Annotated in this window: 22 protein-coding genes; 1 reads left to right on the forward strand and 21 read right to left on the reverse strand. The window is 62.5% G+C overall.

Translation table 11 applies throughout. The annotated features are described in order from the left end of the window. Positions 1 to 159: 159 nt before the first annotated feature. The 10 genes from KQH53_14025 to metK all read right to left on the reverse strand — a co-directional run bounded on the left by KQH53_14025 (position 160) and on the right by metK (position 13089). Positions 160 to 1482, reverse strand: a complete 1323-nt coding sequence (locus tag KQH53_14025; GenBank protein ID MCB2227793.1) for a DUF362 domain-containing protein — start codon at positions 1480 to 1482, stop codon at positions 160 to 162. A gap of 72 nt (positions 1483 to 1554) precedes the next feature. Then, a complete protein-coding gene (locus KQH53_14030; GenBank protein ID MCB2227794.1) occupies positions 1555 to 2298 on the reverse strand; it encodes an SDR family oxidoreductase in 744 nt (247 codons plus the stop codon). A gap of 69 nt (positions 2299 to 2367) precedes the next feature. Next, positions 2368 to 3573: an acetyl-CoA C-acetyltransferase gene (locus KQH53_14035; protein ID MCB2227795.1), complete on the reverse strand. Its 1206-nt coding sequence runs from the start codon at positions 3571 to 3573 to the stop codon at positions 2368 to 2370. A gap of 17 nt (positions 3574 to 3590) precedes the next feature. Next, a complete protein-coding gene (locus KQH53_14040; protein ID MCB2227796.1) occupies positions 3591 to 4313 on the reverse strand; it encodes a TetR/AcrR family transcriptional regulator in 723 nt (240 codons plus the stop codon). Positions 4314 to 4374: 61 nt separating this feature from the next. After that, positions 4375 to 6504, reverse strand: coding sequence for an enoyl-CoA hydratase/isomerase family protein (locus KQH53_14045; protein MCB2227797.1), 2130 nt, complete (start codon positions 6502 to 6504; stop codon positions 4375 to 4377). A gap of 36 nt (positions 6505 to 6540) precedes the next feature. Continuing rightward, positions 6541 to 8211 (reverse strand): AMP-binding protein, encoded by a 1671-nt coding sequence (locus KQH53_14050; GenBank protein MCB2227798.1) that lies wholly within the window; start codon positions 8209 to 8211, stop codon positions 6541 to 6543. 535 nt (positions 8212 to 8746) lie between these two features. After that, a complete protein-coding gene (locus tag KQH53_14055; GenBank protein ID MCB2227799.1) occupies positions 8747 to 9586 on the reverse strand; it encodes a methyltransferase domain-containing protein in 840 nt (279 codons plus the stop codon). Between the two features lie 2 nt (positions 9587 to 9588). After that, entirely contained in the window at positions 9589 to 10401 is an 813-nt protein-coding gene (locus KQH53_14060) for a class I SAM-dependent methyltransferase (GenBank protein MCB2227800.1), read from the reverse strand. Positions 10402 to 10432: 31 nt separating this feature from the next. Then, on the reverse strand, positions 10433 to 11887 hold the full coding sequence (ahcY, locus tag KQH53_14065) for an adenosylhomocysteinase (GenBank protein ID MCB2227801.1): 1455 nt from the start codon (positions 11885 to 11887) through the stop codon (positions 10433 to 10435). A 2-nt stretch (positions 11888 to 11889) separates the two neighbouring features. Beyond that, a complete protein-coding gene (gene metK, locus KQH53_14070; GenBank protein MCB2227802.1) occupies positions 11890 to 13089 on the reverse strand; it encodes a methionine adenosyltransferase in 1200 nt (399 codons plus the stop codon). Between the two features lie 629 nt (positions 13090 to 13718). Here metK and KQH53_14075 point away from each other — a divergent pair. Further along, positions 13719 to 15086 carry a sigma-54 dependent transcriptional regulator gene (locus KQH53_14075; protein MCB2227803.1) on the forward strand — a complete coding sequence of 456 codons (1368 nt, stop codon included), beginning with the start codon at positions 13719 to 13721 and terminating at the stop codon, positions 15084 to 15086. Between the two features lie 19 nt (positions 15087 to 15105). On the opposite strand, the gene KQH53_14080 is transcribed toward KQH53_14075, so the two are convergent. The 11 genes from KQH53_14080 to KQH53_14130 all read right to left on the reverse strand — a co-directional run bounded on the left by KQH53_14080 (position 15106) and on the right by KQH53_14130 (position 25371). After that, positions 15106 to 15687: a hypothetical protein gene (locus KQH53_14080; GenBank protein MCB2227804.1), complete on the reverse strand. Its 582-nt coding sequence runs from the start codon at positions 15685 to 15687 to the stop codon at positions 15106 to 15108. 4 nt (positions 15688 to 15691) lie between these two features. Continuing rightward, positions 15692 to 17254, reverse strand: a complete 1563-nt coding sequence (locus KQH53_14085) for a cobalamin-dependent protein (protein ID MCB2227805.1) — start codon at positions 17252 to 17254, stop codon at positions 15692 to 15694. A 32-nt stretch (positions 17255 to 17286) separates the two neighbouring features. After that, the gene (locus tag KQH53_14090; GenBank protein ID MCB2227806.1) at positions 17287 to 18300 is read right to left on the reverse strand and encodes an ABC transporter substrate-binding protein; all 1014 of its coding nucleotides are present in this window, start codon (positions 18298 to 18300) and stop codon (positions 17287 to 17289) included. Positions 18301 to 18344: 44 nt separating this feature from the next. Beyond that, on the reverse strand, positions 18345 to 19337 hold the full coding sequence (locus KQH53_14095) for an ABC transporter substrate-binding protein (GenBank protein ID MCB2227807.1): 993 nt from the start codon (positions 19335 to 19337) through the stop codon (positions 18345 to 18347). Between the two features lie 26 nt (positions 19338 to 19363). Then, on the reverse strand, positions 19364 to 20128 hold the full coding sequence (locus tag KQH53_14100) for an ABC transporter permease (GenBank protein ID MCB2227808.1): 765 nt from the start codon (positions 20126 to 20128) through the stop codon (positions 19364 to 19366). 9 nt (positions 20129 to 20137) lie between these two features. Then, positions 20138 to 20923: an ABC transporter ATP-binding protein gene (locus KQH53_14105; GenBank protein ID MCB2227809.1), complete on the reverse strand. Its 786-nt coding sequence runs from the start codon at positions 20921 to 20923 to the stop codon at positions 20138 to 20140. Continuing rightward, on the reverse strand, positions 20920 to 21114 hold the full coding sequence (locus tag KQH53_14110) for a 4-oxalocrotonate tautomerase family protein (protein ID MCB2227810.1): 195 nt from the start codon (positions 21112 to 21114) through the stop codon (positions 20920 to 20922). The genes KQH53_14105 and KQH53_14110 overlap by 4 nt, the downstream gene beginning before the upstream one ends. Before the next feature lie 642 nt (positions 21115 to 21756). Then, a complete protein-coding gene (thiM, locus tag KQH53_14115; GenBank protein MCB2227811.1) occupies positions 21757 to 22560 on the reverse strand; it encodes a hydroxyethylthiazole kinase in 804 nt (267 codons plus the stop codon). A gap of 60 nt (positions 22561 to 22620) precedes the next feature. After that, complete coding sequence (gene thiE, locus KQH53_14120) at positions 22621 to 23244, reverse strand: thiamine phosphate synthase (protein ID MCB2227812.1); 624 nt, start codon at positions 23242 to 23244, stop codon at positions 22621 to 22623. Positions 23245 to 23944: 700 nt separating this feature from the next. Continuing rightward, positions 23945 to 24601, reverse strand: coding sequence for a cobalamin-dependent protein (locus tag KQH53_14125; protein ID MCB2227813.1), 657 nt, complete (start codon positions 24599 to 24601; stop codon positions 23945 to 23947). Between the two features lie 14 nt (positions 24602 to 24615). Then, a complete protein-coding gene (locus tag KQH53_14130; GenBank protein ID MCB2227814.1) occupies positions 24616 to 25371 on the reverse strand; it encodes a GntR family transcriptional regulator in 756 nt (251 codons plus the stop codon). Between the last annotated feature and the right edge of the window lie 30 nt (positions 25372 to 25401).

Raw genomic sequence — 25401 nt, forward strand, 5'->3', positions numbered from 1 at the left:
ATGTAATTTTGGCTGATGACCATCAACAAAATAGCACTCAGCAATTTTCCTTGTCAAGTTGGATCCCATCTCTCGTTGTTTTTGGTGCGGAATATTGGGGCGCGGGAGCGTTTTTGCGCTCTTTTGGGCGCGCCGGAAGACCGGAGCGCCCAAAAGAGCTTATTTTATGCGGAAGAAGCCTTCCTCGAACTCGGGCCGGTCCTGGAAGCGTTTCATGAAGTTGCCGGGCAAGGTGTCCAGGTTGGCGAAAAAGGCCGGATCGGCCATGATGCCCGCCTGGTGCAGGGCCTTCAAGACCTGCTCCGGTTGGGGGGGGCAACCCTTGACCGGGATCATCTCCTGGATGTCGGGGTTGTCCTTGTGGGCCTGATACATGCATTTGCCCAGCAGGATGGTTTTCTTGGCCCCGGGCCGGGGCTGCATCTTCTTGCCGGTGAGCACCTCCACCTCTCCCCAGGGTTCGCCGCGCCAGGCTGCGAACACCGCCTGGAGCAAGGCGCCGTTGATGGCCGAGCAGTAGGTGCACAGGCTGGTGTCGTATTTGTAGTAATTGATGCCGGCCAGGCCCCGCTTGGCCATGGGCAAAGGCAGGGTGCCTTCCTCGTTGTAGGGGAAGCTCCACTTGTGGGGTTTGGCCAAATCCTCGATGCGCTCGCCCACCACCTCCACGTCGCTCAGGTCGGTGGGGCGGCCGCGCCGCCGGGCGGCATGGGCCAGATAGGGCACCCCGGCCGGATCGTGGCCCAGCAGGCGGCTGCCCACCAGGTCGGCCGAGAGCGCATCCCAGGAGGCGGCCAGGATGTCGCTACGGTGCATCACCCCATCGAAGCCCGGCCCGTACTCGGAGGTGTAGATGCCGTCCAGCACCGCCAGGATGGGAGGCATTTTGTCGGCCAGGCGCGAAATCCAAAAGTGCAGGTCCTTCTCCGGGTCCGCGCTGTGGCAGCGCTTGCGCGACTTAATGTCGATGGTGCCCTTGAGGTTCTTGATGGACAGGCTTACCACGGTCTGGGCATGGGTCTTGAGCACCGGCGCGTCCACCACGAAGTCGCTGTGCAGGATGTCGCGGTTGAAATTGAGCACCACTCCGTCGCCCAGGTCCACCTCGTCGAAGGGGCGCCGGTAGGTGTCGACCACCTGGATGCCGTAACGCTGCTTGAGCTTGTTGTAGCCCAGGGTCTCGAAGGCGTGGCTGGCGGTTTCATCGTCCCCGGGGCGGTTGATCACCATGCCCTCGCCGATGGTGATGTCATCCACCCCATGCTCCTTGAGCAGCACCACCAGGTCCTCGATGACCCGGCTGGTGGTGATGACTCCCCACTTGGGGAACTGGACGGTGGTGCTCCAGAACACGATGTTGGGCTTGATGAAGACCTTGGCCCCGGGGCTGACGCGCTCCAGGCCGCCGCACAGCTCCACCACCCGGCGCACCGACTCCAACGGCTTTTCGTAGCGTCCCAGAGAAACCTTGTGCTCGCTCATGACCTGACTCCCTTGCTGGTCCCCGGCTCTGTCCGCCGGCCGCGCGGCCGCCTTGCCGGGGCGCCGCCGGTTCTATTGGGTGTAGGCTCCCCCGTCCACGTTGATGGTCTGGCCGTTGACAAAGGAGGCGTCCTCCGAGGCCAGAAAGAGCATCACCGAGGCAACCTCCCCGGCCTGGCCCATGCGCCCCAGAGGCACCAGGAAGCGGCGGTACATCTCCAGGGTCTCCTGAGGCACCGTGGAGAGCATGTCGGTCTCGATGAAGCCCGGGGCCACGCAGTTGACCCGCACCCCCTTGGGGCCCAGCTCCTTGGCCGCCGTGCCGGTCATGCTGACCACCCCGCCTTTGGTGGCCGAGTAGTTCAGCTGGCCCGCCGCGCCGTAGCGGCTCACCGACGATACGTTGACGATGGTCCCGGAGCCCTGGGCACGCATGGGGATCATGCAGGCCTGCAGGCAGTTGAAAGCGCCCTTCAGGTTCACCGCCACCACCGAGTCGAACTCGTCTTCGCTCATCTTGTGGCCCATGCGGTCGCGGATGATGCCCGCGTTGTTGATCAGGATGTCCAGGCCGCCCAGTTCGGAGATGGTCCGGGCCACCATGTCATCCACGAAGGGCCGGTCAGTGACGCTGCCCGTGAAGACCAGGCAGCGGCGGCCCAGGCCGCGCGCCTGCGCCGCCATCTCTTCCAAGCGCTCGGAGTTGAGATCGCACAGGGCCAGGTCGGCGCCCTCGGAGGCGAAGCGCAGGGCCGTGGCCGCGCCTATGCCCTGGGCCGCGCCGGTTATGAGGGCCGTTTTGTCTTTGAGCCGCATTGGGCAAATACTCCAGCGCGAAGGCCGCTTCCCAGGGGCAAAAGGGCCTTCGCCGCTCCAGGCGCGGGCCTAGTAGTCCTCGCGCTCGATGATGGTGGCCACGCCCTGGCCGCCGCCCACACAGGCGTTGGCGCAGCCCCAGCGGCCGCCCTTGCTCTCCAGAATGCGGGCCAGGGTGCCCACCAGGCGGTTGCCCGTGGCTCCCAAGGGATGGCCGATGGCCAAGCCGCCGCCCATGACGTTGACCTTGTCCGGGTCCAGGCCCAGCTCCTTGATGCAGTTCAGGGCCACGATGGCGAAGGCTTCGTTGATCTCCCAGAAGTCGATATCGCCCGGCGACATGCCCAGCTTGTCCAGGGCCTTGAGGCTGGCCGGCACCGGGCCGTGACCCATGATTGTGGGGTCCACCCCGGCGAAACCGATGGAGCGGATGGTGGCCAGGGGCTTGATGCCCTTGGCCTTGGCCTTTTCCTTGGACATCAGGATCACCCCGGTGCCGGCGGCGTTGAGCGGAGAGCTGACCCCGGCGGTGATGACCCCGTCTTTCCTGAAGGCGGGCTTGAGGCCGGCCAGGCCCTCCAGGGTGGTGTCTCCCCGCACCGCCTGGTCGCTGTCCACGACCATGGTGCTGCCGTCGGCCTGGGGAGCCTCCACCGGCAGGATCTCGCCGCCGAAGAAGCCGTCCTCCTGGGCCTTGGCGGCCAGCTGGTGGGAGCGCACCGCCCAGCGGTCCATGTCTTGTTTGCTCAGGCCGGTGCGCGCGAAGAGCTTCTCCGCGGTGAGCCCCATGTTGACGGCGGTGGGCATGTCCCAGTGCTTGTACTCCTCGCCATAGAACAGGGAGAGGGGATAAGCCGCCAGCCCGCGGTCCTGGGTGGTGCCGCCCATGGGCACCCGGGTCATGTGCTCCATGCCGCCCACCATGACCACGTCGGCGAAGCCCTGGGCGATCTCCATGAAGCCGATGTGGATGCCGGCCATGGCCGAGCCGCACTGCTGGTCCACGAACTTGGCCGCGATGGTCTCGGGCAGGTTGGCCAGGAAGATGGGATTGCGGCCGCCGTAGGTCCATTGCTCGCCCACGCCGGTGGCGCAGCCCACGATGAAGTCCTCCACCTCTTCCGGGGCGATGCCGGTGCGCTTGATCAGCTCGGGCAGCACCAGGGCCAAAAGCTCATCGGCCCGAAACGCGTGCAGCCAGTCGCGGCCGGGGTCGTTGGGGCGGCAACGGGACTGGGCCGTGCGAAGGTAACCAGCGATGACGACTTCCTGCATGACGATTCTCCTTAAAGTTATTCCGGCTGTCCCGGTTTTTTAGCGTCCTTCGAATCCCCCCCATCGGCAGCCCGCTCGCCGTCAAGGGGCCTGACACCCCGGGCGGGCCAGTGATCCCAACGCGGGGTTGCGCCCGCCGCTTGGGGGGCGTCGTTGACTAGGCCGGTCATAACCAGGTCCATGATGGGGTCCACTAGGTCCAGCAGGCTGTGCTTGCGGTCCGACAAGAGCCAGTTGGTGGCCACGTGGTCCACCGTGCCCATCAGCACCGAGCGAATGACATAGGGGTCGATGTCGGAGCGGAACTCCCCGCTGGCGATACCCTCTTTAATGATTTGGGTGGTCCCCTGAAAGCCTTCGCGGATGAAGCGGTAGCCCTCGGTCCGGCGAAAGTTCTCGTTGCCCTTGAGGATGAGCAGGTTGATAACCGCGTAATCCGGGTATTCCTGCCAAACGTGCAGATAGAGGTAGATGGTGGCCCGCAAGCGGTTGGCCGCGCCGCGAATCAGCTGCAGGTGGAACTTGTTCTGCTCATGCACCTTGTTGCTGAAGGCCTCGGGGATGGTGAAGAGCAGTTTTTCCTTGGTATCGAAATATTCGTAGATGGAGCCTTCGGAGACGTGGGCCTCCTTGGCGATCTCGGCGATGGTGGAGTCGTGATACCCCTTGCGGGCGAAAATGCGCTCCGCCGCCTTGAGAATTTGCTCCTTGCGCGCCTCGGTCTTGCTTTGAACGCTCATAGGGGCCTTCCTTGCTTGGGGTTGGGCAACAAAAAATCCCGGGCTCCGGGGCCGGGCCGGCCTAGGCCTGGTAAAAGCTCCGCTTCCCGGCGGCCATGGTCTTGATCAGCTCTGCCGGGGCGAAGCGCTGGCCATAGGCGGCCTCCAGCTCGGTGAGCTTGGCCAACACCTTGGCCAGGCCCCACTTGTCCGCGTAGCGCAGGATGCCCCCGCGATAGGGCGGGAAGCCGGTGCCGTGGACCATGGCCAGGTCCATGTCCGCCGGACGGTCGCAGATGCCCTGCTCGATCATCAGGGCCGCCTCGTTGACGGCCAAGGCCAGCAGGGTATCCACGATATCCTGGGAGCTCATCTCCTTGGGCGCGATCCCGTTGGCGGTCCGGTAGTCCTCCACCACCTTTTGCAGGCGCGGGTTGGGCACCACCTCCGGGCCGGTGTAGTCGAAGTAGCCCCGCCCGGTCTTGCGGCCATAGTCGCCGAGCTGGTAGATGGCTTCCACCAGGGGGTGCAGGGCGTAGCGCGGGCCCAATTTCTTGGCGAAGGTTTGGCCCACGTGATAGTTGATGTCGATGCCCGTGAGGTCGTAGAGCGCGGCCGGTCCCATGGGCAGGCCGTAGGCGCGCATGGCTTGGTCGATGGCCAGGATGTCCACCCCGTCGGCGATGAGGAAGGCCGAGGCGGCCATGAGCGCGCCCAGCTGGCGGGAGACGTAGAAGCCCGGGCCGTCGTTCACCACCACGGGCACCTTCTTGATGGCCCGGGCAAAGGCCACGCTGCTGGCCAGGGTCTGATCAGAGGTTTGCTCCGCGCAGATGATCTCCAACAGCGGCATGCGCTCGGCGGGGTTGAAGAAGTGCAGGCCGATCATGCGGCCGGGGTCGGCCAGCACGGTAGCCATCTCGCTGATGGGCAGGGCCGAGGTGTTGGTGCCGAAGATGGCCTCCGGCCGGCAGATGCCCTCCAGCTTCCGCCAGATCTCCTGCTTGATCTCCATGTCTTCCACCACCGCCTCGATGATCAGATCGCAATCGGCCAGGCCGGCCAGGTCGGTGGTTTGGGTCAGCTTATCCTTGAACAGGGCATCGAGGCGCTCGGGCTTGATCTGGCGAGTCTTGAGCTTGTAGGCGAAGGTCTTTTGGCTGGCGGCCAGGGCCTTGTCCAGGGCCTCCTGGTTGATCTCCCAGAGCACCGCCTCGAAGCCGTGGGAAAGAAGCAGGTGCACGATGCTCGAGCCCATCACCCCGCCGCCCAACATGCCCACCTTCTTGATGGGCGCGGGCTCGATGCCCTTTATGCGGGGCAGACGGCCGGCGGCGCGTTCGTTAAGGAAAATGCCGATGAGGTTTTTGGCCACGTCGGAGAGCAGGCAGTCGGTGAACAGCTCGGCCTCCAGGGCGATGTCCGCCTGGAAGTCCATGGTCAGGCCCTTTTCCAGGGCCTCCACGATCTTCAGCGGAGCCACCAGACCCCTGCTCTTCTTGGCGGTCTCGGCCTTGATGAAATTGATGAAGTCCTTCTTTTCCATGGCGCTGGGCAGGCGGTCGAAGCGGCGGCTGGCCATGCGGGTGCGCAGGTTCAGCTCCCGCGACAGGAACTTCCTCGCCGCCGCCTTGGCCGCGTCCAGGAGCTGCTCCGCGGGCGCCACCTGGTCGATGCAGCCCAGGGAGAGGCCCTTCTCGGCCTTGATGAAGCGGCCGGTGCTGATCAGGTCGAAGGCGGCGGGCAGGCCGATGAGCCGGGGCATGCGCTGGGTGCCCGCGCTGCCGGGCAGCAGGCCCAGCTTCACCTCGGGCAGGCCCACGCTGGCGCCCGCAACGGCCACGCGGTAGTTGCAGGCCAGGGCCAGCTCCATGCCCCCGCCCAGGCAGGTGCCGTTGATGGCCGCGATGACCGGGGTGGGGTCTTGCTCCAGTGCGTTGAACCACTGGTGGATGTCCATGAGCTTTTGCACGAAGCGGGCCCGGTCGGTCACGGCGAGCAGCTGGGTCACGTCGGCCCCGGCCACGAAGATGTTGCCCGTGCCGGTGAGGATCAGGGCCTTGACCTCGGGATCGGCCAGGGCGGCCAGGGTGGCCTCCTTGAGCTCGGCCATGAAGTGGTCCGACATCTGGTTGACCGGTGGATTGTCCATGGTCAGGACGGCGATTCCGTCCTTCAGCTCGATCTTGAGGGTCTTGTAATCCGCCTGCATGCTTATCTCCCCTGATGATGCCGGTGCGGCCCCAGGCTAGTTCCCGCCGCGTTGCTTGTTCAGTTCCTCGTCCCGGAGCGCCTTGCGCAGGAGCTTGCCCACCGCCGATTTGGGCAGCGAATCGCGGAACTCGATGATCTTGGGCACCTTGTAGCCGGTCAGGCGCGATTTGCAGAAGTCGATGATCTCCTGCGCGTCGGCGCTCTCGCCTGGCTTGAGCACCACGAAGGCCTTCACCGTCTCGCCGCGATAGGGATCGGGCACGCCCAGGGAGATGGCCTCGGAGACCTTGGGGTGCTCAAAGAGCACCTCGTCTATCTCCCGGGGGTAGATGTTGAACCCCCCGGCGATGATCATGTCCTTCTTGCGGTCCACGATGAAGATGTAGCCGTCCTCGTCCTCTACCGCGATGTCGCCGGTGCGGAGCCAACCGTCCTTGAGCTGCTTGGCGGTCTCCTCGGGGTTGTTCCAATAGCCGCTCATCACGTAAGGGGCCTTGATGAGGATCTCGCCGGGCTCGCCCAGGGGCACCTCGTCCTCGCCGCCCTCCAAATCGACCAGCTTGATTTCCGCCCCCACCAGGGGGATGCCGATGCTGCCGTGCTTCTTGAGGCCCACCGCCGGGTTGGAGGCCCCCATGCTGGTGGTCTCGGTCATGCCCCAGCCCTCGGAGTAGGAGATGCCCAGCTCTTCCACCTGCTCGATCAGGGACAGGGGCATGGGCCCGCCCCCGCCGTTGAGCAGCTTGATCTTGCGGTTCAGCCCCAGCTCGGGGGCGCGGGGATGGTTGACCACCGCGTTGATCAGGGTGGCCACCGCCGGGAAGAAGGATATCTCCGGGACCCGCTCCAGGGTGTCCATGAACTTGTCGGCCTCGAAGCGGGGCACCAGGATCATGGTGGCGGCATGGAACACCCCGTAGTGCAGGCAACAGATCTGGGCGTAGACGTGGAACAGGGGCAGCACGGTCATCACCGCGCGCCGCTCCACCGGGATCATGCGCATGGTGGATTCGAACCACAGGCCGGCGGCGGTAAAGGATGCCACAAAGTTGCCGTGGGTGAGCACCGCGCCCTTGGGGGTGCCGGTGGTGCCGCCGGTGAAGATGATCACCGCCGGGTCCTGGCTGCTCACCGTAACCCGGGGCGGCCGGGGAGAGGCGGCTCCCTCCAGCAGTTGGGTGAAGTTCAGCCAACCCTCGGGCGAGTCCAGCTCCGGGAGCGCGGCATCCGCCTCCCGGGGGGCGTAGTCCATCAGGCCGGTGACCACCACTGTGAAGGGCTCCACCATTTCCAACAGGGTCTGCAAGGGAGCCATGGCCCCGTCGTAGGAGAAGATGAGCTTGGGGCCGGTTTCCTCGATGATGTGCTTGAGTTCGCTGGGGGTGTACTGCGGGTTCAGGTTGACCACGATGGCTCCCAAGTGGAGCACCGCGAAATAGGCTATGACGTACTGCGGACAGTTGGGCAGGTGCATGGCCACCCGGTCGCCCTTGCCCAGGCCCAGCTCGGCCAGGGCCGCGGCCAGGCGCAAAGAGGCCTGATTCAGCTCCTCAAAGGTGGTCAGGCTGCCGAAGTAATCCATGGCCGCCTTGTCCGGGGTCAAGCTGGCCGCCATGCGCAGGAATTCCTGGATCGGCACCTGGGGGTATCGGAGTTCGGTGGGGGTGAAGGTGTCGTAGTGTTTGGTCCAGGGCCGGTTCTCCATAATTCCCTCCCAAGGCCGGCGGCCGACGTTCCAGGTCGTCACAAGAGGACCCCAAGCGCGGAACAATCTGTATTACTATTTGAATTTATTTGGTTTATTTATATTTTACTTATAACCCTTGGCGGGTTCGTTGCCGGACATGATGTGCAAGGATAGGGAAGCGGCCATCTCTCGTCAAGAAAAATTATAGACCAACTTTATAAATTACGTAGTTTGCGATGCAACACTCCAATTTTGGGCTACCAGCGTAGCGCTACTGTTTATTTTAGTTGGTTTAAAAACTAACTGATTATTTTTCAGGCATATTCCCGCCTGAAGGGTCGAGGGCTTCCCCGAGGAAGGGGTCAGAAGCCCCATGCCGATGGGTAGTGCGCCGCAAAATATGGCGAGGCCGGCCGGCTTCGCGGCGGTTCTTGAATAGGGGCGAGAAAATGGAATCAACAATAGTTCGGGCCGGCCATGACGGCCGGCCCGAATTATTGCCGTATTCAAGCCACGGTCCCTCGCCAAAGAGAGCGGCCGCTGGGCGGAGCGACTAGTCCAGCTTGTAGCTGAAGATGCCCCAGGACAGATAGCCCTTTTCGCCGCCGTCCATCCAGTGGCGCAGGCCTTTCTTCATGTTGTCGATATATTCCTGGCTGACCGTCTCGCGCAGTTCTTCCTCGCGCCTTTCGGTTTCCTGCAAGACCCGGGTGTAGTGGGCGACCAGCTGCTTGGTGTGGTCGTCAAAACCGCGGTCCCGCAAGCCGCGCTCCCCCAGCGCCTGCTGGTAGAAGCCGGGCGATCCCAGGTTCTCCAGATGGATGCGGTCCAGGATGGGCTGCAACACCTCCTGGGGGCAGTCGTCGGCGGCCATGGGGTCGGTGAACACTAGTTGGCCGCCCGGTTTGAGCACCCGGCGGATCTCATCCAAAACCCGGGTGCGGTCGGAGCTGTGCAGGATGGCGTCCTGGGACCAGACCACGTCATAGGCGCCGTCCGGCCGGGGCACGTCCTCGAAGCTAGCGTCCACCACTTCCACCAGGTGGTCCAAGCCCTGCTCCTGGTTCATCTGCCGGTCGCGCTGGTTCTGCACCTCCGAAAGGTTCAGGGCGGTGACCCGGCAGCCGAAGTTCTGGGCCAGCCAGCGGGCGGCCCCGCCAAAGCCGGACCCCAGGTCCAGCACCCGGATGTCCTCGCCCAGGCCATCCAGGCGCGAGGCCATGGTGCGCACCGTGCGCCGGCTGGCCGTGGCTATGTCTTCTTCCGGGTCTAGGTAGAGCCCGATGTGAATGTCCTCGCCGCCCCAGATGGAGTAGTAGAAGTTGTCCGCGTCCCCGCTGTTGTAATAATCGCGGGCCACCTCCACCGCGCCGGAATGTTCAGTCTGCTCCATGCCTACTGCTCCATCTCCTCGATGTACTCCTTTTCGGCCACGTGCACGAAAAAGTCGGGCTCGTTCTCCCGGTAGGTCTCCAGGAAGTCGCCGTAGGTGGTTATCTGCTGGAAGCCTACCTCGCCCAGCAGGCGGCGCAAATACTCCTTGCGCAGGGGGTACATGTTCAGGTGGAACTTGCAGCCGTCCTTGAAGCGGTACACGAAACGGGCCAGGCCTTCGTCCACGTGCTCCGGCTCGGCCACCACCCCGTCGCCGCAGTAGTAGAACTTGTGTTTGCTGCTGAAGCCGTTGTCCAGCATGCTGTCGTAATTGCGCTGGTCGATGATCAGCACCCCGTCGTGGGCCAGCATGGCGTAGTACTCGGCCAGGGCCTTGCGGCGGTCCCTCTCCCGGAACAGGTGGGTGAAGGAGTTGCCCAAGCAGATGATGGCGTCGAACTCGCCATGCACGTCGCGGTTCAAAAAGCGCCAGTCAGCGCAGCAGGCGTTCAGGATAAAGCCGTGGCGCTTGGCGTTTTCAAAGGCTTTGGTCAGCATCTGGGGGCTGCCGTCCACGCTGGTCACGTCAAAGCCCTCCGTAAGCAGGCGCACCGAATGGAAGCCGGTGCCGGTGGCCACGTCCAGGATCTTCTGGGCGCCGCGCTCCTTGAGGGCGCGGATGAAAAAGTCGCCCTCGCTCTGGGCACGGGCCTCCCAGTCGATGAGTTCGTCCCATTTGTCGGCCAGGGTGGTCACGTACTCTTCTTGGTAATGGTCGCTTTCGCGGACCTTAACGGGTTCCAGTCCAAAATTTTGGGTAGTCGCGAATGACATATCTGCTCCTTTTTTGGGCAGTCGGGCGCTCTTAGTAGCGGTAGTGCTCGGGCTTGAAGGGGCCCTCCACGGGCACGCCGATGTACTCGGCCTGCTTGGGCTCCAGCTTGGTCAGCTTGGCTCCCAGCTTGTCCAGGTGCAGGCGGGCCACCTCCTCGTCCAGCTCCTTGGACAGGGTGGTCACGCCCACCGGATGCTCATTGGTCCACAGGTCGATCTGGGCCAGGGTCTGGTTGGTGAAGGAGTTGGACATCACGAAGCTGGGGTGCCCGGTGGCGCAGCCCAGGTTGACCAGGCGCCCGTCGGCCAGCAGATAGATGCTGTGGCCGTCCTCGAAGGTGTATTTGTCCACCTGGGGCTTGATGTTGGTCTTGACCACCCCGGGCCATGCGGCCAGCCGGTCCACCTGGATCTCGTTGTCAAAGTGGCCGATGTTGCACACGATGGCCTGGTCTTTCATGCCGGCCATGTGCTCGGCGGTGATCACGTCGCAGTTGCCGGTGGTGGTGACGAATATGTCCGCCTCGGCCAGGGCGTCGTCCATGGTGACCACCTTGTGGCCGGCCATGAGCGCTTGCAGGGCGCAGATGGGGTCGATCTCGCTGATCAGCACCCGCGCCTTGTGGCTGGCCAGGGCCTCGGCCGAGCCCTTGCCCACGTCGCCGTAGCCGCAGACCATGGCCGTCTTGCCAGCCACCATCACGTCGGTGGCCCGCTTGATGCCGTCCACCAGGGACTCGCGGCAACCGTAGATGTTGTCGAACTTGCTCTTGGTCACCGAGTCGTTGACGTTGATGGCCGGCACCAGCAGCTCGCCCCGCTCCTGCATCTGGTAGAGCCGGTGCACGCCGGTGGTGGTCTCCTCGCTCACGCCCTTCCAGTCCTTGACCACCCGGTGCCAGAAGCCGTTGTCGTCGGCCAGCGCCTGCTTGAGGGTGGCGTTGACGATCTTAAGCTCCTTGTTGTCGGTGGGCTGGTCCAGTATGGACGGATCGTCCTCCGCGGCGTGGCCCCGGTGGATGAGCAAGGTGGCGTCGCCGCCATCGTCCACCACCAGGTTGGGGCCCTGGTTGCCCGGGAAGGTCAGGGCTTGCAGGGTGCACCACCAGTACTCTTCCAGGGTTTCGCCCTTCCAGGCGAAGACCGGCACGCCGGTCTCGGCGATGGCCGCGGCGGCATGGTCCTGGGTGGAGAAGATGTTGCACGAAGCCCAGCGCACCTCGGCCCCCAGGGCCACCAGGGTCTCGATGAGCACCGCGGTCTGGATGGTCATGTGCAAGGAGCCGGAGATGCGCGCCCCGGCCAAGGGCTTGTCCTTGCCGTATTTCTCGCGGGTGGCCATGAGGCCGGGCATTTCTTTTTCCGCGATCTCGATCTCGCGGCGGCCCCATCCGGCCAGGCCGATGTCGGCGACCTTGTAGCCGGTGGTTTCGGCGGCCGGGGCGGCCTGTTTGCTTGGCATGTCTTGGGCTGTTTTGGCGCTCATGTCTAGGCGGCATCCTTCACTTTGGCGGCTTCGGCCAACTGGTGGACCTTGGGAGTCTGCTCCCAGGGGAAGATGTTGCGGCCGAAGTGGCCGTACACCGCGGTCTGCTGGTAGGACCAGCCGCGCGGCTGGGTCAGGTTCAACTGGTCGATGATGGCGGCGGGGCGGAAATCGAAGATATCGCCGGACTCCAGAATTTTCTGCAGATCAGCGTCTTCCAGCTTGCCGGTGCCGTAGGTGTCAACGTTGATGGACAGGGGTTCGGCCACGCCGATGGCGTAGGCCACTTGAATCTCGCAGCGGCCGGCCAGGCCGGCCTGCACGATGGTCTTGGCCGCGTAACGGGCGTAGTAGGCGGCCGAGCGGTCCACCTTGGAGGGGTCCTTGCCCGAGAAGGCGCCACCGCCATGGGCTCCCACTCCGCCGTAGGTGTCCACGATGATCTTGCGGCCGGTGAGGCCGGCGTCGGCATAGGGTCCGCCCAGCACAAAGGCGCCGGTGGGGTTGATGTAGAACTTGGTCTTCTTGGTCAGCAGGCCGGTGGGCTCCAAAACATCCTTGGCCGCCGCGACCAGGTCCTTTTTGATCAGCTCGTGGTCCACCTCGTCGGTTTGGTGGGAAATCACCACCGTGGTCACCTCGCGGGGCTCGCCCTTCACGTAGCGCACCGACACCTGGCTCTTGGCGTCCGGGCGCAGGTAGGGGATGCTGCCGTTTTTGCGCAGCAGGGTCAGGTGGTGCAGGATGCGGTGGCTGAAGGCGATGGGCGCGGGCATCAGCTCATTGGTCTCGTCGGTGGCGTAGCCGAACATCATGCCCTGGTCGCCGGCGCCCTGCTCGTTGTAGAGGCCCTCCCCCTCGCTTACTCCCTGGCTGATGTCCGGGGACTGGCCGTGCAGGCGCGAGAGGTAGTTGAACGACTTGTCCCAGAACAGCAGATCCTCGCGGTCGTAGCCGATCTCCTTGATCACCCGGCGGGCAATGCCCTCGGTGTCGATGTCCTCCCAGGAGTCGCAGGTGATCTCGCCCAGGTTGACCACGGTGTCGTGGGCAACCGCGGTCTCGCAGGCCACCCGCGCGGTGGGGTCCTTTTTCAGGCAGGCATCGAGCACTGCGTCCGATATCTGGTCGCAGACCTTGTCTGGATGGCCTTCGCCCACGGACTCGGAGGTGAACACATGGTCAGCGCGTATCTTGCTCATGCTTGCAATTCCTTTCTCTTGCCGGGTTTCAGCTTCAACGGCAGTCGATGGGTAAAGGGTCTTAAACCCGGTAACCACACACAGGCTCTTCTAATCAGCTTGTGATTTAAAAATCAGGCTTGGAGAGTCGTTCCCCTAAACGGTTTTGACGTGAGGCATTGACGATCCGGTCGGTTTTCAATAAGCAAGCGCCGTTCCAAGTTCAGGCCCGGCAAAACAAGGCACTGCAATCATTGAATAAATTATTTTCTACTTTCTATCGGGCGCCGTATAGACGGAGCAAATGGGCACGGCATCCCAAAATACGGGCAATATCTGCACATAATGTGGCATGGCTGTGTCAATGGTGTGCAGATATGTCCCTTGAGGCAACTGGGCGGGGACACAAAGACTAAGCTGTAAAACTTATTATTATCTGAGACTGAAATCCATTACCGACCATGCACATGAATAAGCTGCCATAATTTGAGTCCTCTTGTCTTGGGAAATTGATTTTGCCTGGCCAGGGGCCTTGTGTGCATATTTTATACATAATATTGCTTGCAATAAGTCTTCTTTTCCTATACCAGAAGGGTTGAATTTAAATACCCTCCCCCGCAACCTGTCACCTGTTTCCTCCGGCGGAGCGCATGCCTCATCTAGACGACCCCATAAAAATTCTGTGCGTCGACCCGGGCCGCGAGATTTTCCGCCAATTACAGGAGGTCTTTTCCAGCGACACCCATAGGGTGATGCTCGAGCTGAACATCGGGCGGGTGCTGGAGAGGTTTGAAAAAGAAGGTTTCGCGGTGCTGGTGATCTCCAGCGCCGCTTTGCGCTCCAACCAAGGGGTGGGCATCGAGCTGCTGGAGGTGGTCTCGGCCAAGAGCCCAGGCACCCGCATCCTGTTTTTGATCAACCCCAAGGAGATCAGGCTGGCCGCCTCGGCCCTCAAGGCGGGCAGCTATCATTACTCCAAGCTGCCGGTGAGCAGCGAGGAGCTGAAGCTGCTGGTGGAGTCCGCCCTGGATCAGCGCCCGCACTACGCCCCCAACCTGCTGCTGAAATCCAGCGAAAAGCCCCCCACCTTCGAGAGCATGGTGGGCGGATCGCAGGCCATGCTGGAAACCTTTCGCCATATACGTCAGGCGGCGGCCACCGATATTCCCGTGCTGCTTTCCGGTGAGACCGGCACCGGCAAGGACCTGGCCAGCCAAGCCATCCATCAGCTCTCCAGCCGCAGCGAGGGAGCCTACGTCCCGGTGCATCTGGGGGCCTTGCCCGAGGATCTGGTGGCCGGTGAGCTGTTCGGACACGAGAAGGGCGCCTTTACCGGGGCCTGGGAGCAACGCCTGGGCTGCTTCGAGCTTGCCGACAAGGGCACGGTGTTTCTGGACGAGATTTCCACCATGGAGGAGAAGATCCAGATCAGCCTGCTGCGGCTATTGGAGGACAGCACCCTGCACCGCATCGGGGGGAACAAGGACCGCAAGGTCGACACCCGGGTCATCGCGGCGACCAATGATGATTTGGAGGACGCGGTGGAGCGGGGCGTGTTTCGGGAGGACCTATTCTTCCGGTTGGATGTGCTGCATATCCACATGCCGCCCCTGAGGCAACGCGACGGCGACGTGCCCCTGCTCATCGATCATTTTCTCAAGGAGTTCAACGAGGCCTACGACAAGAACGTGGTGGGCATCTCCCCGGAATGCGTCTCCCGGCTGCACGCCTACGACTGGCCGGGCAACGTGCGCGAGCTCAAGAACGTGATCAACCGGGCCATGGTGGTGTGCGTGGGCGACGTTCTCTTGCCGGAGCATCTGCCCGGACGCCTGCGCGCCAAGCAGAGCGGCCGAGCCATGGTGAGCCTGCCCGTGGGCTCGACCATTGAAGAGATGGAACGCGAGCTGCTCAAGCGCACCCTGGACTACACCGGCGGCAACCGCTCCCGGGCGGCGGAGCTTTTAGGCATCAGCCGGCGCACCCTTTACAACAAGATGGACCGCTTCAATCTGTAAGGCACTTTCCGGGAACTCGTCATGAACCCGAAACAATGCCTTTTAGGGCAGTAACGCTCTTTTCTGGCGCCAATGAGTAATCTGGCCGCAGGTTGATACCGGTCCTGGCCTCGGCAGCCAAATCAACAAACACTTTTTGGGCCTGCAAGGAAAAGTCCTGATAGCCAGGGCTATAGCGTCTGGTGGTTTTTACGCCTTGCGCGCCCAAGTCTTCCGTTATCTGGCGGTCCAGGCTGGACATGCACCATTCCGCCAGATAGCTGCCCATGCGGTCCAGGAGGAAACCGGCGAAGATTTCATTGCGCGCTAAAAGTTCACGCGACTGCTCTTCAACTCCCGCCCCCAGACTCACCGCCATGAGCACAACCCTGTCGCTGCCGACTAAAAGACGCTGCACGGCCTGGCTGGCTTGGGCGTAAGGCTCGAACAGACCATTGAACTCTTCAAGCGATATGATCTGATGCCAAGTGCGGTGCTGGCACAGATTCAGGGCCTCTCGCCATAGTTTGCCACCCCGCTTTTCAGCCTCTTGTTCCCCCTCGAGTTGCAGATAACGCTTGATCTTATGATCCCAGGCTGGGGGCCAGGCCGACAACGACATGCGCTTAAGCTCTTTCCTTTAATACATCTTGCAACAGCCTTACCGCGGCCACCGCGTCCCTGGCATATCCCCTGGCCCCCGCTTGGGAGGCCAAATGCTGGTTTACCGCCGCTCCGCCCGCCACCATGTCCACGTTGTCCAGGCCAGCCGCGGCCAAGGCCTGCATCACCTCGCCCAGCTGCTTGCGCGCCGAGGTGATAAAGGCGCTAAGGCCCACCACTTGGCAGCCGTGCTCGCGGCAGGCGGCCACGAAGCTCTGGGGCGGCACGTTGACGCCCAGGTCCACGACCGCGATACCGTGGGCTTTGAGCATGATAGCCACCAGGTTCTTGCCGATCTCGTGGAAATCGCCCTGCACCGTGCCCAGGGCCACGGCCGGCCCGGACTCCCCAGGCTTGGCCAACTCCGGCTCCAGGGCCTGGTAGGCGCTATAAAAAGCGTCCACCGTGAGCAGCACGGTGGGCAAGTGGCGGCGTTTGGTTTCGTAGAGGGCGCTGCTTTTCTTGATGGCCCGCATCAGCCCGGCGCGCATGACTTCCATGGCCCCCAGACCATCCGCGCGCAGTCGGCGCACCTGGTTTTCCAGATCGCCGCGGTCACCGGCCAGGATCCCGGCACTGAGCTCGGCCAGATCGGCTGCATGGGGGGAGAGCAGGTCCAGGGCCCGCCGCCCGCTCTCTAGAAAGGCCCGCATGTTGGCCACCGGCGCGGAGGTGGGTGGCGCGCAGCCGGGGCAGAGGGCGAAGTTCGGCGCCGCGCCCAGGCCCATGACCAGTTCCTCCGTGGCCTGGGCCACCGCGTCCGGGGTTGCCTGCTCCAAGACCTCCACCGGGTCAATGTTGCCTATGATGGCCACCTCCGGGGGAACCTGTTCCTCCAAGGCCAAAAGGTCCAGGCACTGGTCGAAACTGATGCCGCCCGCGCCGGTCTTAACCATGCTGGTCACGATTTGGGCGGTGTCGCCGCAGATGTGCAGGGCGGTCTCGCGGTCTCCCTTGATTGCGAACAGCCGGGCCAGAGGCTCCCCGGCGAAGTCCCAGAAGCTATCCGGCGCCAACAGGGCGGCCAGGGGATCGGAGACCCAGAGCACCTCGGCCCCGGCCTCCAAAAGCAGGCGGGCGTAGTCCATGGCCATGGCGAGGGATTTTTCCAGCAACTCGCGCACCTGGTCCGGACGCTCCACCACCCCGCGCAGCAGGGTCTGCTCGCCGGCCACCTGCCCGGCCACGGTGAACGGCCCGTAGACCATGGCCGCCCGGGGCAAGCCGGGAAACTCCGCGCCCAAATCTTTCAGCACCCGGGCGTTGACGCGCATGCGGGGCATGTCGGCCGCCCGGGGCAACCGCACCAGATCGGCCGGAGCCGCCACGCTGGGCATGGAGTCCGGCCCGAAGCTGAGCGGCGCGCCCATGGCCTCGGCCTGGATGGCTATGTCGCTGAAGAAGAACAGCAGGTCCGTGGGCACCTGGGCGAAGTAGCGCAGCACGGCCCGGCTCTTCAGCCTGGCCGAGTGGCTTAGTTCATCGATGCCCTCCCCCGCCAACTGGGCGGCGGGGAGGGCATTCATGGGAAAGGTTTTATGAAAAAAGCGTTGCATCCCTAGGGCTTTTGTCCTTGAGCCTTTTTAGTGAAGGAGTTGTCCACGATGGTCTCGAAAGCCACCGGCTTTTTCAACAGGCCCGCAGCCAGCCAAACCTTGATCACCGCGTCGTGGGAATCGCGCGAGACCAGGCCGGTGGAGGTGAAGGCGGGCAGGTCCTCCTGGATGGAGGCCTTGAGCACCGCCGGGTCCATGCCGGGGAAGTAGGGCTGGGCGGCCTGGACCAGGTCGTCCACGCTTTGCTCGGCGATCCACTTTTCGGCCCGCACCATGGCGTTGACGAACTTCTGCACCGTCTCGGGGTTGTTTTCCAGGTATTCGTCGGTCACCTCGATGATGGTGAAGGAATAGTCCGGTGAACCGAAGTGCTTCTGGCTGCCCTCCTTGGTGTTCAGGGTGGCCAGTATGTTGGCCTTCCCCTCTTTGACGAACTTATCGGTGAGGGGCTGCCATCCTATGACCGCCTGGCAGCGGTCGTTGGCCAGGGCGCTGGCCGTGGTGCCCATGCCACCCACCCCCACCAGGGTGACGTCCTTATCCGGGTCCAGCCCGGCGTTGGCCAGTATGGCCCGGGCGATGGCGTAGCTTTCGGCCCCGATCTTGGTGCAGCCCACGCTCTTGCCCTTGAGGTCGGCGATGCTCTTGATCTCCGGCCGACCCAGCAGGTAGAAGGTGCAGCGTGGTTGCATCTGATTGACGATCTTGGTGCGCTTGCCCTTGGCGTAGAGGTTGGCGATCAGGCCGTGGCCGGTGGCGCAGAACTGCACCTGGCCGGCCAAGAGGGCCTGCATTGCCAGGGGCCCGGCCTGGGTGGTCAACAGTTCCACGTCCAGGCCCTGATCCTTGAAGAACCCCTTGCCGTGGGCCACGTACAGGGGCAGGAAGAAGATGCCGTGGATGGCCTCGGACACCTTGACTTCGGTGAGTTTGTCTCCAGAGGCGGCCGCCGGGAGAGGAGCGGCCAGGCTCAGGGTCAGCAACGCGAGCGCGATGAGCTTCAGCAGTTTGGACATAATATCCTCATCTGTGGTGCGAGTAGAAAATGTATGGGCGCCGGCTACTGGGCCTGCCGTGAAAAACTATTGTCCACAATGGCCTGGAAGGGCACCGGCTTGGTTATGACCTTGGCCTCGGTGAAGACCTTCACCGCAGTCTGGTGGCCCTTCTCGCTGACCAGGCCGTTCTTGGAGAAGGCTTCCTTGTCCATCTCCAGGGAGGCCTTGATGGTGGCCGGGTTCATGCCCTGGAAGTAAGGCGTCACCACCTTGGTTAGTTCATCCGGGCTGGCCTTGGCGATCCACCGCTCGGCCGCCACCATGGCGTTGACGAACTTCTGCACCAACTCAGGCTGGTTTTTGATGGTCTCGTCGGTCACCTGGAGCACCGAGAAAGAGTAGTCCGGAGAGCCGAAGTACTTCTCGCTGTCCCTGGCGGTGTTCAGCCGGGCCAGCATGCGGGCCTTTTTCTCGGCCAAAAGCTTGGTCACCAGGGGCTGCCAGGCCATGGTGGCCTGGATGCGGTCGTTGACCAGGGCGCTGGCCATGGGGCCCATGCCGCCCACGCCCACCATGGTGATGCCCTTGACCGGGTCCAGACCCGCCTTGGCGGCCAGGTAGCGGCCCACCGCGAAGGTTTCGGCCCCGATTTTGGTGCAACCCACGTTCTTGCCCTTAAGCTGGGCGATGCCGGTGATCTCCGGCCTGCCGATCATGTAGAAGGTGCATTTGTCCTGCATCTGGTTGACGATCTTGGTGGACTTGCCCTTGGTCCACATGTTGGCCACCTGGCCGTGACCAGTGGCGCAAAACTTGACCTGGCCGGCCAACAGGGCCTGCATGGCCAGGGGGCCGCCCTGGGCCGAGACGATCTCCATGTCCAGGCCCTGCTCCTTGAAGAAGCCCTTGCCGTCGGCCACGTACAGGGGCACGAAGAAGAAGCCCCGCACCGCTTCGGAAACCAGCACCTTTTGCAGCTCTTTGGCCGAGGCGGAGCCCAGCAGGCTCAGGCTGAGCAGAGTCGCCAGCAACGCCGCCAATATTTTTTTACTCATTACGTCGTCCCTTTTGCAGTGGTTCATTACATGAGGCCGGTCTTGGGCCGCCACTTGAGCAGCCGCGCCTCCAGCCAGTTGAGGATTTGGTTCACCCCCAGCACCAGCAGGCCCAGGGCCAACAGGGCCGAGAACACCCGTGTGGTCTCAAAGAGCCCGGCCGCCGAGTTGATCATCCAGCCCAGCCCGGCGTTGCCGCCCACGTATTCCCCCACGATGGCCCCCAACAGGCTCATGCCCACGCCGGACTTGAGGCCGGCCATGACCCAGGGCGAGATGGCTGGGAATATCACCTTGCGCAATAACTGCCCCCGGCTGGCCCCCATCACCTTGATGGCGTCGACCATGTCCCGGTCCACGCCCTTGAGCCCGGCGAAGGTGTTGAAAAACACCAAAAACAGCACCAGCACGAAGGCGAAGACCACCTTGGAGGCGATGCCCAGGCCGAACCAAAGTATGAACAGCGGGGCCAGCGCGATGCGGGGGATGCCGTAGAGCAAGAAAATGATCGGGTCCAGCACCTGGGCCCAAAAGGGGCTGGCGGCCAGGGCGAAGGCCAGGATCACGCCCAGCACCGCCCCCAGGCCGAAGCCTATCAACGACTCCTCAAGAGTGACCCAGGCGTGATAAAACATTTCGCCGCTGACCACCATCTTGCCGAAGTCCCAGAAAATGGCGCTGGGCCGGCCGAAGAAAATCGGGTCCAGCCAGCCGGCCCGGGAACCCAGCTCCCACAGGCCGAAAAAGCAAACCACCAGAAGCACTCTGACCAGTTGAACACGGTTGCGCATGGGGACTTTCTATAAAGGATCGGCGTTGCCGCCCGGAGGAGCCTCATCCAAAAGGTTTTGGCGCAGGCGCCGGTGCAGATCTTGGAATTCTTCGCTGAACTGAATTTCCTGACTCAGGCGCGGCCGGGGCAGATCCACGCCGTACTCGCGCTTGATGCGGGCCGGCCGGCTGCCCAACAGTAGAATGCGGTCCGAGAGGGTGATGGCCTCCACCAGGTCGTGGGTGACGAAGATCACGGTGCGCTTGAAATCGCGCCACAGGTCCAGCAAGTCGGCCTGTAGGCGCTCGCGGGTCTGGGCATCCAAGGCGGCGAAGGGCTCGTCCAGGAGCAGCACCTGGGGCTCGTAGGCCAGCATGCGGATCAGGCCCAGCCGCTTTTTCATGCCGCCGGAGAGCTCGCCGGGGTACTTGTCCTCGAAGCCGGCCAGGCCCACCCGTTCCACCAGGCCGGCCACCCGGCGGCGGCGCTCGGCCTTGGCCACGCCGCGAATCTCCAGCCCGATGGCCGCGTTTTCCAACACCGTGCGCCAAGGCAACAGGGTGTCTGTCTGCGACATGTAGCCCGCCCAGCCGAACTGGCCGCCTTGGGTGAGGTTGCCGTGCCGCACTTGGCCGCTGCTGGGCTTTTCCAGCCCGGCGATGATCTCCAATAGGGTGGTTTTGCCGCAGCCGCTGGGGCCTACCAAGCTGACGAACTGGCCGCTCTGCACCTCCAGGGAGATGTCTTTGAGGGCGGCCACGCTGGAGCCATCGCGGGCGCTGAAGGTTTTACTGATGCCTTGCAGGCTGATCACGAACCTACCTGTTTGCCTTCCCTCCCCCAATTATCGTCAGGCAGCTCCTCGATCAGTACCGTGGCCCGGTGCTGAAATTCCTCGTGGCCTACCACCCGGGCAAAGGTCGCGGCCATTTCCTCGATTAGGCGGGCCTTCATTTGCTTATCGCGCAAAACGCCTTGCCGGGCTTTAACGATGATGACAGGCATTGTGAGCCTTTCTCGAAGAGGTTGATTCCGGCAATTGTAGTTGGTCTTAATATATTGAACTTATCTATCATTACCAATAGATAATAATTATAGACAGGTGGCTTTTGCCTCGCCTTTTGCGATATGTCTTGCGCGGTCCACGCGAATGGGCAAGGCATAAAAAAGCAAATCAGGACCGGCTGGTTGGAGGCCGGCAAGGCTTATTTTTAATCGTCCGGCCTTGCATGGGAGACGGATGCCGAGGGGTGGCATCTGTGCTGACATGGCGTTTTTGGTCAAGTTCCATGAAACCGCGGCTGAAGGTATTGAAGAGTAAAAGTAGGTTGTCGTTTTTAGCGCCGATACAGTTGTAACTTTTGCTAAGTATGGTGCGCTGCCCCGGCGGCACCCCGAAATTAGCTAGGAAATCCTAGCCGGTCTTGGACACGATGGAGCAGATGGCCTGCCCCTGGGACGGGTACTCATCCTGGTGCTCCAGGAGCATCCGTACTGCCCGCTCTTTGACCTCTGGGAAAAATCTGATTCGCTTGCTCATGACTCCATCCTCTCTGGTAATGGAGCCTCCGGTAATCACGGGGCGGTTCAGAAAGCCAAACCCACTCATCCCCTAGGGCCCTTATCTTGGGAAAGGCCGTTAGGAGCTTAGGCGCGGATTTGGGCCCCCTGGGCCAGGTCGGCTGGGGAGATGTTGTACAAGGCGTCCAGCATGTTTACCTGGAGACTTCCAGGGCCGGGGGAGACGGCCGCAGCCCTTTCGCCGGCCAGGCCCACGTAGGCCAGGGCAGCTGCGGAGGCCACCAAGTAATCCGGCTCCACGGCTAAAAACGCCCCAATGATGGCGCTGGCCAGGCAGCCGGTGCCGGTGACCTTGGTCATCATGGGATGGCCGTTGGCCACACGCAGGGTGCGTTTACCATCAGTGATCAGGTCCACCGCGCCGGTGATGGCCACCGGGGTGTCGATGGCCAGGGCCAAATCCCGCGCGGCCTGGGAGGCCTCGTCAACGCTGTGCGCCGAATCCACCCCCTTGGTCCGGCTGGCGCTGTCGGTCAATGAAAGCACCTCCGAGGCGTTGCCGCGCACCACGCTTACCCCGGCCTGGTTGATGATGCGGCGGCTGGATTCGGTGCGAAGCGCGGTGGCGCCGGAGCCCACCGGGTCCAGGATCGCCGGCACTCCCAGTGCGCGGGCCTTTTTAGCGGCCAGCAGCATGGACTCGACCCAAGGCGGGGTCAGGGTCCCAATGTTGAGCACCAGCGCCCCGGCGAACGATACCATCTGTTCCACCTCTTCGAGAGCGTGGGCCATCACCGGAGAGGCGCCGCAGGCAAGCAAGGCGTTGGCCGTGGAATTCATGACCACGAAATTGGTGATGTTGTGGATCAGGGGTTGCTTCTCGCGAATTTCGGCCAGGCATTCCGCCGCCCTTTGGGCCAAGCCCTCCATGATGTCTCCCCTCTAAAAATATCAGCAACAGATATGAAAACGGCTGCGCCCGGCCTGGCTCTAACCCAGCATGGCCAGCAGCAACTCGGCGGCAGCCGCTTGGGGGTCCGCCTGGCAACATACGGCCGAGATAACCGCCATGCCGTGGGCTCCCGCCCTTATCACTTCACTTGCGCGGGCGGCGTCGATGCCGCCTATGGCGATCACCGGCAGCCCGAACTCACGCGATACCCGGCGCACCAGCTCCAACCCGCCAGCCGGCCCGGCATCGTCCTTGGAGGTGGTGGGAAAGACCGGACCCAGACCAATGTAATCCACCCCTTCCGCCAGGCAAAGCCCTGCCTCTTCCATAGTAGAGGCCGAACCGCCAATGATCTTGTCCGGTCCCAGGATTTGCCGAGCCAAGGCCATGGGGAAGTCATCTTGGCCCAGATGGACTCCATCGGCCCCGGCGGCCAGGGCCACGTCCAATCGGTCGTTGATGATGAGCTTGGCGTTTCGGCGGCGGCAGATGGCCTGCATATGGCGAGCCGTCTCGATCATCTGCCGGGTAGAGCCATGCTTTTGGCGGAACTGGATCACACCCGCACCGCCGGCGATGGCCAATTCGGTCAACTCCTCATGCGAGTAGCGGCTTTGCAACTCGGTGTCCGTCAGGACATGTAAGCGATCAATGTCTCTCAAGCAACTTCTTCCTTGCCTCTTGCCTGCCTTGCGCCCCGACAACACCTTGATCGGCTCGCCTGCTAGCCTTAGCCTTTGTTCTCTTTGGCTCCGACGGCCCGCAGCACCGCCAGGCAATCCATTTTAACGATTATATTTCATTTTGCGCTGTGTCGTCTCGATGGGGTACAGCCGGCCCCCAAAAAGATGAGAACCAAGGCCATCTAAACCACCCCGGGGTTCCCGAATAAGTCATTAATTGGGCGAAGGAGATCATGCTCGCGCAGGTAATGGGGTGTGTCACTTTTGTGCTCTTTCGCTGCTCAAAACGCCCCAAATGCACCAAATGCATTGTCAAGCAGCGCTGCTGGCAAAAAGACCAATTACGCTGTCTATTTATTTTTATTGGTGCCTGGGGCGGGATTCGAACTCGCACGGGGGTTTGCCCCTGGGGATTTTAAGTCGGGCAGGATATGTTTCACGCTACATCACATATCATAATTAACAAGTTGTAATTATTGACTTAAGGCCTATATGTGTTTGGCGTCAGACCCCCTGAGACAGATTTGAAGTTTTCTGATGGAGACTCCTGGGTAAGGTCTCCCGTCAAAGGATCGAATAATTTTTTTAAAACCGCAAAGTCGCCCTGACCTATAACCGAAATGGAAGGCAGGGGCGCAAGCGGCGCCCTACCACCGCTTGCTTGGACGTACCGTCCTTGTCACCCAGCCGCGCCCACTATCTCCTTGCACAGCCGCACCCCCTGCACCGCGTCCGGAGCCCAGTAGTCCGCGCCCACGAAATCACTGACCTTCTTGTCGGACATGCCCCCGCCGATCACCACCGGCACCTTGAGGCCCTGCTCGGCCATGGCCTCGCTCAGCATGGTGATGGTCTCGCGCAGGTTATCGTAGGAAGAGGTGAGCAGGGAGGAGATGCCGATGATGTCCGGTTCGCATTTTTTCACCGCGTTCAGGAAGTCCTTGGGCTGCACGTCCACCCCCAGGTCCAACACCGAAAAGCCGTAGCATTCCAGCAACACCTTGAACAGGTTCTTGCCGATGTCGTGGATGTCGCCCTTTACGGTGCCCAGCAGGACCACGCCCAGTTTTTTGCTGCCCAACTCCTTTTTGAAGGCCGGGGCGATCATCAGGGCCACTCGGCGCATTATCTCCCCGGCCATGATCAGGCCGGAGATGAAGTATTCGCCGTTGCTGTAGTGTCGCCCCACCTCGCGCATGCCTGCCTGGCAGGTTTCCAAAATATGATACGGCGAGACCCCCTGACCCAACAGGTTGTCAACTTCGCGGCTGACCTCCTTTTCCCGCAGGTCGGCCAGCAAGGCCAATAGCACGCCGTGGTCATTTTGGGGCTGCATTGCTCTCCTCCCCTCTAATCCTCGAAATGCCCTATGTGCGCCGTGAAGTGGAGCTTGTCCGCCGGGCAGATGAACCAGCCGGAACTGAGGGGCCGGTCTTCGAAGTCGTAAAAGGTGTGCTCGAAACGGAAGCATGGCCCGTTGACCGAGCGATCAAGCACCTCGGCCCATCGGCTCTTTAACAGGGCGGCGCGGACGGTGAGCTCGCCATTTTTTATGTCGGTCTCGCCGCAGCCGGTGAAAAAGCCCTTCAGCGAGGTAGCGTCCAACTCGCCCTCCACCAGGGGACGCCGGGGGTCGTAGATCAAATGCTCGCTGTGGAACAAGACGGGGTCTTCGTTCTGGAGGATAAGCCGTTTCACGAGGATGACGTATTCACCGGGTTCGATTTCCAGGCGGGCGGCGGAGGCCGCGTCGGCCACCGCGATGCTGGTTTCCAGCATCTTCACCCTGGTCTCGCGGCCGCCGTTGATCAGATCGGTAAGCGCGTCCAGGGAAAAGGAAGATCCGCTGATCTCCACTCCCTTGACAAAGGTGCCCCGGCCCCTGGTGGTGGTGACCACCCCCCGGTCCAGCAAAATGCCAATGGCCCGGCGCACGGTCATGGGGCTCAGATCATATTTTTGGCAGATTTCGGCCTCGGCCGGCAGCTTGCTGCCGGGGCGGTATTGTCCGGAGGCTATTTGCTTTTTGAAAAGGTTGGCCAACTGCTGATAGGCAGGCTCATAGCTGTTCTTGTCGATGTTCATGTCCGAATCTTTGAGCGCCACCTTGCGTTCCCCCGTAGTTGGCCGCACCGC

The sequence above is a fragment of the Desulfarculaceae bacterium genome, from assembly GCA_020444545.1.
Taxonomy (GTDB): domain Bacteria; phylum Desulfobacterota; class Desulfarculia; order Desulfarculales; family Desulfarculaceae; genus Desulfoferula.

Bases quoted from the DNA above. Each gene is read 5' to 3' on its own strand.
- KQH53_14045 (MCB2227797.1), bottom strand. From the start codon at position 6,504: ATGCAGGCGGATTACAAGACCCTCAAGATCGAGCTGAAGGACGGAATC.
- KQH53_14110 (MCB2227810.1), bottom strand. From the start codon at position 21,114: ATGCCTGTCATCATCGTTAAAGCCCGGCAAGGCGTTTTGCGCGATAAG.
- KQH53_14125 (MCB2227813.1), bottom strand. From the start codon at position 24,601: ATGCAGCCCCAAAATGACCACGGCGTGCTATTGGCCTTGCTGGCCGAC.
- KQH53_14025 (MCB2227793.1), bottom strand. From the start codon at position 1,482: ATGAGCGAGCACAAGGTTTCTCTGGGACGCTACGAAAAGCCGTTGGAG.
- KQH53_14055 (MCB2227799.1), bottom strand. From the start codon at position 9,586: ATGGAGCAGACTGAACATTCCGGCGCGGTGGAGGTGGCCCGCGATTAT.
- KQH53_14085 (MCB2227805.1), bottom strand. From the start codon at position 17,254: ATGAATGCCCTCCCCGCCGCCCAGTTGGCGGGGGAGGGCATCGATGAA.
- KQH53_14090 (MCB2227806.1), bottom strand. From the start codon at position 18,300: ATGTCCAAACTGCTGAAGCTCATCGCGCTCGCGTTGCTGACCCTGAGC.
- ahcY (MCB2227801.1), bottom strand. From the start codon at position 11,887: ATGAGCGCCAAAACAGCCCAAGACATGCCAAGCAAACAGGCCGCCCCG.
- KQH53_14080 (MCB2227804.1), bottom strand. From the start codon at position 15,687: ATGTCGTTGTCGGCCTGGCCCCCAGCCTGGGATCATAAGATCAAGCGT.
- KQH53_14050 (MCB2227798.1), bottom strand. From the start codon at position 8,211: ATGGAGAACCGGCCCTGGACCAAACACTACGACACCTTCACCCCCACC.
- KQH53_14060 (MCB2227800.1), bottom strand. From the start codon at position 10,401: ATGTCATTCGCGACTACCCAAAATTTTGGACTGGAACCCGTTAAGGTC.
- KQH53_14075 (MCB2227803.1), top strand. From the start codon at position 13,719: ATGCCTCATCTAGACGACCCCATAAAAATTCTGTGCGTCGACCCGGGC.
- KQH53_14100 (MCB2227808.1), bottom strand. From the start codon at position 20,128: ATGCGCAACCGTGTTCAACTGGTCAGAGTGCTTCTGGTGGTTTGCTTT.
- KQH53_14035 (MCB2227795.1), bottom strand. From the start codon at position 3,573: ATGCAGGAAGTCGTCATCGCTGGTTACCTTCGCACGGCCCAGTCCCGT.
- metK (MCB2227802.1), bottom strand. From the start codon at position 13,089: ATGAGCAAGATACGCGCTGACCATGTGTTCACCTCCGAGTCCGTGGGC.
- KQH53_14030 (MCB2227794.1), bottom strand. From the start codon at position 2,298: ATGCGGCTCAAAGACAAAACGGCCCTCATAACCGGCGCGGCCCAGGGC.
- KQH53_14040 (MCB2227796.1), bottom strand. From the start codon at position 4,313: ATGAGCGTTCAAAGCAAGACCGAGGCGCGCAAGGAGCAAATTCTCAAG.
- thiM (MCB2227811.1), bottom strand. From the start codon at position 22,560: ATGGAGGGCTTGGCCCAAAGGGCGGCGGAATGCCTGGCCGAAATTCGC.
- KQH53_14095 (MCB2227807.1), bottom strand. From the start codon at position 19,337: ATGAGTAAAAAAATATTGGCGGCGTTGCTGGCGACTCTGCTCAGCCTG.